3 protein-coding genes and 3 pseudogenes are annotated in these 6,463 nt (G+C 65.9%); all 6 read left to right on the forward strand.

Annotated features, from left to right (window positions below):
• Positions 1 to 427: 427 nt before the first annotated feature.
• Positions 428 to 1,780: an ethanolamine permease gene (gene eat, locus M1B34_RS32180; RefSeq protein WP_123331430.1), complete on the forward strand. Its 1,353-nt coding sequence runs from the start codon at positions 428 to 430 to the stop codon at positions 1,778 to 1,780.
• 16 nt (positions 1,781 to 1,796) lie between these two features.
• The gene (locus M1B34_RS32185; protein WP_268267277.1) at positions 1,797 to 3,188 is read left to right on the forward strand and encodes an ethanolamine ammonia-lyase subunit EutB; all 1,392 of its coding nucleotides are present in this window, start codon (positions 1,797 to 1,799) and stop codon (positions 3,186 to 3,188) included.
• A gap of 9 nt (positions 3,189 to 3,197) precedes the next feature.
• Positions 3,198 to 4,037, forward strand: coding sequence for an ethanolamine ammonia-lyase subunit EutC (eutC, locus tag M1B34_RS32190; RefSeq protein ID WP_268267278.1), 840 nt, complete (start codon positions 3,198 to 3,200; stop codon positions 4,035 to 4,037).
• Between the two features lie 378 nt (positions 4,038 to 4,415).
• Positions 4,416 to 5,096 (forward strand): annotated as a pseudogene (locus M1B34_RS34245) (cache domain-containing protein); the annotation flags it as partial.
• A 582-nt stretch (positions 5,097 to 5,678) separates the two neighbouring features.
• A pseudogene (locus tag M1B34_RS34250) lies at positions 5,679 to 6,209 on the forward strand (methyl-accepting chemotaxis protein); the annotation flags it as partial.
• 121 nt (positions 6,210 to 6,330) lie between these two features.
• Positions 6,331 to 6,463, forward strand: a pseudogene (locus tag M1B34_RS32200) (LamB/YcsF family protein); the annotation flags it as partial.

Below are 6,463 nucleotides of genomic sequence, written 5' to 3' on the forward strand. Positions count from 1 at the left end.
GTCGACGGGGGATGGCGCGAGCCGGGTTTAGCCAGCCAAGAGGCCTGGCGCGAATGCCGGCGTGCTGCTACCCAAGGCCTCAGGCGAGGCGCGCCTGGGTCGAACGGTGGCAGCCCTGACCCCCGCGACCTCGTTCTCACGGTCCCCGTGGGAGTGCTTCCAGGGTGCGTTCCGCGTCATTGCTTTGTAGGCAGCCGGCGCTGCGTTTCGGCTTTGGCTGGCAGCGCCGTGAACGCCGCTAAAAGCTGACCCGATATGAAGCATGCCCCGGGATTCATGCGCCAGCATGCAGCATCGGGCGCAACGGCCCGAAAAACTTGACCCTGGACGACAAAACCCGCGTTCTCGGGTCAAGCCTTGGCGCGGCGACGGTGATTATTCTCGCTGTCAGGCAAATACCGTCGCTTGGCTACCGGGGTGCACACTCATGACTGTTACAAAACTCAAACCGACATTGGGAACCCTGCATTTGTGGGGGCTGGCCGTAGGGCTGGTGATTTCCGGCGAGTACTTTGGCTGGAGCTACGGCTGGGGCACGGCCGGGACCTTGGGCTTTTTGGTCACCACGTTGATGGTGGCGGTGATGTACACCTGCTTTATCTTCAGTTTCACCGAACTGACCACCGCCATTCCCAACGCCGGTGGCCCATTCGCCTACAGCCTGCGGGCGTTCGGCGTAAAAGGCGGGATGATCGCCGGCCTGGCCACGCTGATTGAATTTGTCTTCGCCCCGCCGGCCATCGCCATGGCCATCGGCGCCTACCTGAATGTGCAGTACCCGACCCTGGACCCGAAGATGGCCGCCATTGGCGCCTATTTTGTGTTCATGACCCTGAACATCCTCGGCGTCAGCATCGCCGCCACCTTTGAACTGGTGGTCACGGTGCTGGCAGTGGCCGAGCTGCTGGTGTTCATGGGCGTGGTCGCCCCGGGCTTCAGCTTCAGCAACTTCGTGCTGGGCGGCTGGGCCGGTTCCGACACCTTCAGCCTGCCGGCCATCAGCGGCATCTTCGCGGCCATTCCCTTCGCCATCTGGTTCTTCCTCGCCATCGAGGGCGCGGCCATGGCCGCCGAAGAAGCCAAGGACCCCAAACGCACCATTCCCCGGGCCTATGTGGCCGGTATCCTGACCTTGGTGGTGCTGGCCATCGGCGTGATGATCTTTGCCGGCGGCGTCGGTGACTGGCGCACCCTGGCCAACATCAACGACCCGTTGCCCCAGGCGATGAAAGCGGTGGTGGGCAATAACTCCAACTGGATGCACATGCTGGTGTGGATCGGCCTGTTCGGTCTGGTGGCGAGCTTCCACGGGATCATCCTCGGCTACTCGCGGCAGTTCTTCGCCCTGGCTCGCGCCGGTTTCCTCCCGGCGTCGCTGGCCAAGCTGTCGCGCTTCCAGACCCCGCACCGGGCGATCATTGCCGGTGGCGTGGTAGGCATCGCGGCGATTCTCAGCGACGGCCTGGTCAACCTGCAGGGCATGACCCTGACCGCGGCCATGATCACCATGTCGGTGTTCGGCGCCATCGTCATGTACATCGTCAGCATGCTCAGCCTGTTCAAGCTGCGCCGCAGCGAGCCGGACCTGGAACGCAGCTTCCGTGCCCCGGGTTACCCGGTGGTACCGGCCATTGCCCTGATCCTGGCCGTGGTGTGCCTGGTGGCCATGGTCTGGTTCAACCCACTGATCTGCGCGATCTTCCTGGGCCTGATGGCCGTGGGCGCGCTGTTCTGCACCCTGGTGCGCAGTCGCGGTGCGGTTGCGGTGGCGGCGGCCTGATCAAGGAGGGACCGGCATGAGCTTCTCCCACAGCATCGGTGGCATGACCTGGCGTTTCGACAGCCTGCGGGAGTTGCTGGCCAAGGCCACGCCCGCACGCTCCGGGGACTTTCTCGCCGGGGTCGCTGCTGCCAGCGACGCCGAGCGCGCGGCGGCGCAGATGACCCTGGCCGACCTGCCGCTCAAGCACTTTCTCAACGAAGCGCTGATTCCCTACGAAGTCGATGAAGTCACCCGCCTGATCATGGACAGCCATGACCTGACGGCCTTTGCCCCGGTCAGCCACCTGACCGTGGGCGGCTTTCGCGACTGGCTGCTGGGGGACGAGGCCACCGACGCCAGCCTCAAGGCCCTGGCGCCGGGGCTGACCCCGGAAATGGTCGCCGCCGTATCGAAGATCATGCGCGTCCAGGACCTGGTGCTGGTGGCGCAGAAAATCCGCGTGGTCACCCGTTTCCGCAACACCGTTGGGCTGCGCGGGCGCATGTCTACCCGCCTGCAACCCAACCACCCCACTGACGACCCGGCGGGTATCGCTGCCAGCGTTCTCGACGGCCTGTTGTACGGCAATGGCGACGCCATGATCGGCATCAACCCGGCCACCGACAGCATCGGCGCCATCAGCGAGTTGCTGAAGATGCTCGACGGGGTGATCCGCCATTACGAGATTCCCACCCAGTCCTGCGTGCTGACCCACGTCACCTCTTCGGTGGCGGCGATTGAAAAGGGCGTGCCGCTGGACCTGGTGTTCCAGTCCATCGCCGGCACCGAGGCGGCCAACAGCAGCTTCGGCATCAGCCTGGAGATTTTGCGCGAGGGCTACGAAGCGGGCCTGAGCCTCAAGCGCGGCACCCTGGGCAACAACCTGATGTACTTCGAGACCGGCCAGGGCAGCGCGTTGTCGGCCAACGCTCACCATGGTGTGGACCAGCAGACTTGCGAAACCCGCGCCTACGCCGTGGCCCGGCATTTCGACCCGTTCCTGGTGAACACCGTGGTCGGCTTTATCGGCCCCGAGTACCTGTACAACGGCAAGCAGATCATCCGTGCCGGCCTCGAAGACCACTTCTGCGGCAAGCTGCTGGGCGTGCCCATGGGCTGTGACATCTGCTACACCAACCACGCCGAAGCCGACCAGGATGATATGGACACCTTGCTCACCCTGCTGGGCGTGGCGGGGATCAACTTCATCATGGGCATTCCCGGTTCCGACGACGTGATGCTCAACTACCAGACCACTTCGTTCCACGACGCCCTGTACGCCCGCAAGACCCTGGGCTTGCGCCCGGCACCGGAGTTCGAGGCGTGGCTGACGCGCATGGACATCCTGCGCCAGGACGATAACGGCCTGCGCCTGGGCCAGGGCGTGCCGCCGCTGTTCCGCCAGGCCCTGGCCCGCTTGAGCTGAGGAGCCGCCATGAGTGACCGTTCCCAAACCCCGCCCGCGTCCCCGGCCCAGGCCGATGCCTGGCGCCAGTTGCGCGGCCTGACTTCGGCGCGTATCGCTCTGGGTCACGCCGGCACCAGCCTGCCCACCGAGGCCCAGCTGGACTTCCAGTTCGCCCATGCCCAGGCCCGGGACGCGGTGCACCTGCCGTTCGATCACCGAGCCCTGAGCGCCAGCCTTGAAGCGCGCCAGCGCGATGTCATGACCCTGCACAGCGCCGCTCCGGACCGGCACGTCTACTTGCAACGCCCGGACCTGGGGCGGCGCCTGTCCGGCGATTCGGCGGCGCAACTGGACCACTATGCTCTGGCCCATCCCGAGGGGTTCGATGTGGCCCTGGTGGTGGCGGATGGCTTGTCGTCCCTGGCGGTACAACGGCACAGCCCGGCCATGCTCGAGCGCATCGACCAACTGGCCCAGGCCCAGGGTTGGAGCCTGGCCCCGGTGGTGTTGGTGGAGCAGGGGCGGGTGGCGGTGGCCGACGAAGTGGCCGAGCGCCTGGGGGCGAGGATGGTGGTGATCCTGATTGGCGAGCGGCCGGGCCTCAGTTCCCCCGACAGCCTCGGCCTGTACTTCACCTTCGCCCCGCGTGTGGGCCTCAACGATGCGGCGCGCAATTGCATTTCCAACGTACGCCTGGAAGGCCTGAGCTACGCCATGGCGGCGCACAAATTGCTGTACCTGATGAGCGAAGCCTGGCGCCGGCAATTGTCCGGAGTGAACCTCAAGGACGAGGCGCCGGTGCGCACCCTGGAGGCCGGAGCGGTGGAGCAACAGGGGAATTTCCTGCTGGCCGCCCCCCGTGCCTGAAGAGCCAGGTGTTGGATGATGGCAATGTGGCAATATCCGGGCGCCACCGTGGTGCCTGAACCTTAAGGACCGCTTTGGCAACACCTCAAGGAGTGTCGGCCGCCGCACAGGCAGCGGGCCGCAGAGGTGGTTCACCCACGCAGTGCCATTTTTACGGAGTTTGTCATGGCCTTGTTACCCGTTCGCCTGTCCCACCGTTTGACCTTGGGCAGCCTGCTGCTGTTGCTCTGTACCGCCCTGGCGGTGTTTGCCGTGATGACCTTGCGCGGCCAACCCCGCGTGGTGGCCGCCAGCTCGGCGCTGATCGAGCAGACCGGCAGCGCCATCGTTCGCCAGTTGGCCCTGCAACTGGCGGGGATCGAAGGCATGACCGCGAGCATGGCGCACTTGGTGGAAGGTTTGCCCAAGGACGAAGCGCTGTACCGGGCGACCCTGCCCAACGTAATCGACCATCAAGGCGACAAAGCCATTGCCGGCGGCGGTATCTGGCCGGAACCGGGAGCGTTCACCGCGGGCGTCGAGCGCCGCAGTTTCTTCTGGGCCCGCAGCGATGCCGGGCCGCTGGTGTATTCCGATGACTACAACGCCGCCGGCGGTGCCGGTTACCACAACGAGGCCTGGTACAGCGGCGCGCGCAACAGTGCGCCGGGGCGCTGCCTGTGGTCCGAGGCCTATCAGGACCCGGTGACCCAGGTGCCCATGACCACCTGCAGCGTGCCCTATCGTCAGGGCGGCGCTTTTGCCGGGGTGGCCACGGTCGACCTGCGCCTGGATGACCTGGCGCGTTTCCTCAAGGAGCAGGGTTCGGTCACCGGCGGTTATGCCTTTGCCCTGGACCAGGCTGGCAACGTCCTGTACTTCCCCGAGGCCAAGCAGAGCGGGGCGCAGATGCTCGGCTTCAGCGCCTTGAGCCAGCAGCAGCCGTGGTTGCAGCCGGTGACCCAGGCCCTGGCGGCCGGCATCGGGCGCCCCGGTGAAGTGCGCAGTCTGGACCTGGAACAGGATGGCCGTCTGCAACAACCCAGCCGCGTCAGCCTGTTCACCATGCCCGGCACCGGCTGGACCATTGGCCTGGTGACCCCGCAGCAGCAAGTCACCGGGCTGGCCCGGGCCCTGACCGCGGAAATCCTGCTGTTCCTCCTGCCGTTGCTGGCCTTGTTGCTGTTTTTGGCCTGGCTGGGTGGGCGCAAATTCATCCGCCAACTGGAAGAAACCACCGAGCAGATCGATGCCTTGAGTCGTGGTCAGGCCACCAGCAGCGCTGAGTTGCCGGTGCTGCGTGCCGACGAAGTGGGGGCCTTGCGCGGGGCGGTCAACCGCTACGCCGGGCAGTTGCGCCAGATGCTCCAGAACATCGCCAGCGAGGCCCAGCGCCTGCAAGTGGAAGCCGGGCGCCTGGGGGACCTGAGCAGCACCTTGGCGCAGCGGGCCGAGCAGCAGCGCCAGGAAAATACCCAACTGGCCACGGCCATCACCCAGATGTCGTCCAGCGCCCTGGAAGTGGCGCAGAACACTAACAACTGCGCCGACACCGCGCGCCAGTCGTTGCGGGTGGTGCAGGACGGGCAGCAGAAAGTTGCCGCCAACAGTGAGTCGATCCAGCAGCTGTCCACGGAAATGGCCGCCGCCGCGGCGGTGATGCAGCGCCTGGAACAAGATAGCCAGCAAGTGGGCGCGGTGCTGGATGTGATCAAGGCCATTTCCGAGCAGACCAACCTGCTGGCCCTCAACGCCGCGATCGAGGCGGCCCGGGCCGGCGAGCAGGGCCGGGGTTTTGCCGTGGTGGCTGACGAAGTGCGCACCCTGGCCGGTAAAACCCAGACCTCGGCCAATGAAATCAGCGGCATGATCGGCGCCTTGCAGCAGGCGTCACGCCAGGCGGTGCAGGCGATCCAGGCCGGCGAGTCACGCACCCGGCAAGCGGTGGGCGAAGCCTCGGGCGCCTCGGCGGCGTTGTCGAGCACCGTCACCAGCTTTGATGACATCTCGCAACGCGCCCAGCAGATCGCCGTGGCGGCGCAGCAGCAGAGCCACGTCACCCAGGAAATCAACGAACTGGCGGTGCGTATCCACGGCATCAGCGAAGACAACGCCCGCGACGCCCAGGCCCTGGATAAAGTCAGCGCCGCCATGCAAGCCCTGTCCGGCCGCCTCGCGACCTTGAGCCTGTAGGCCCGCTGCTCGTTCCCACGGTCACCCGTGGGAACGCCTCCTGGGAGGTTCTGCGTCACCTCTACGACATTGCACCGTTCACCGTTTGTAGGCGCAGGTTTATGTAGGCGCTGGCTTGCCAGCGATAGGATTTCACGCTGGCGATCCTGGCACCATGCGCCGCACCATCGAACAGGCCAAGCGTTTGGGGGTCGCCATTGGTGCTCATCCGGGGTTCCGTGACCTGGTGGGTTTCGGCCGCCGGCACATCAATG

Origin of the sequence: Pseudomonas morbosilactucae (genome assembly GCF_023241715.1) — a bacterium.
In the GTDB taxonomy this organism is placed as follows: Bacteria; Pseudomonadota; Gammaproteobacteria; order Pseudomonadales; family Pseudomonadaceae; genus Aquipseudomonas; species Aquipseudomonas morbosilactucae.

What these genes read in the sequence shown, in the direction of transcription:
- eat (WP_123331430.1), top strand. Translation starts at nt 428, where the DNA reads ATGACTGTTACAAAACTCAAACCGACATTGGGAACCCTGCATTTGTGG.
- M1B34_RS32185 (WP_268267277.1), top strand. Translation starts at nt 1,797, where the DNA reads ATGAGCTTCTCCCACAGCATCGGTGGCATGACCTGGCGTTTCGACAGC.
- eutC (WP_268267278.1), top strand. Translation starts at nt 3,198, where the DNA reads ATGAGTGACCGTTCCCAAACCCCGCCCGCGTCCCCGGCCCAGGCCGAT.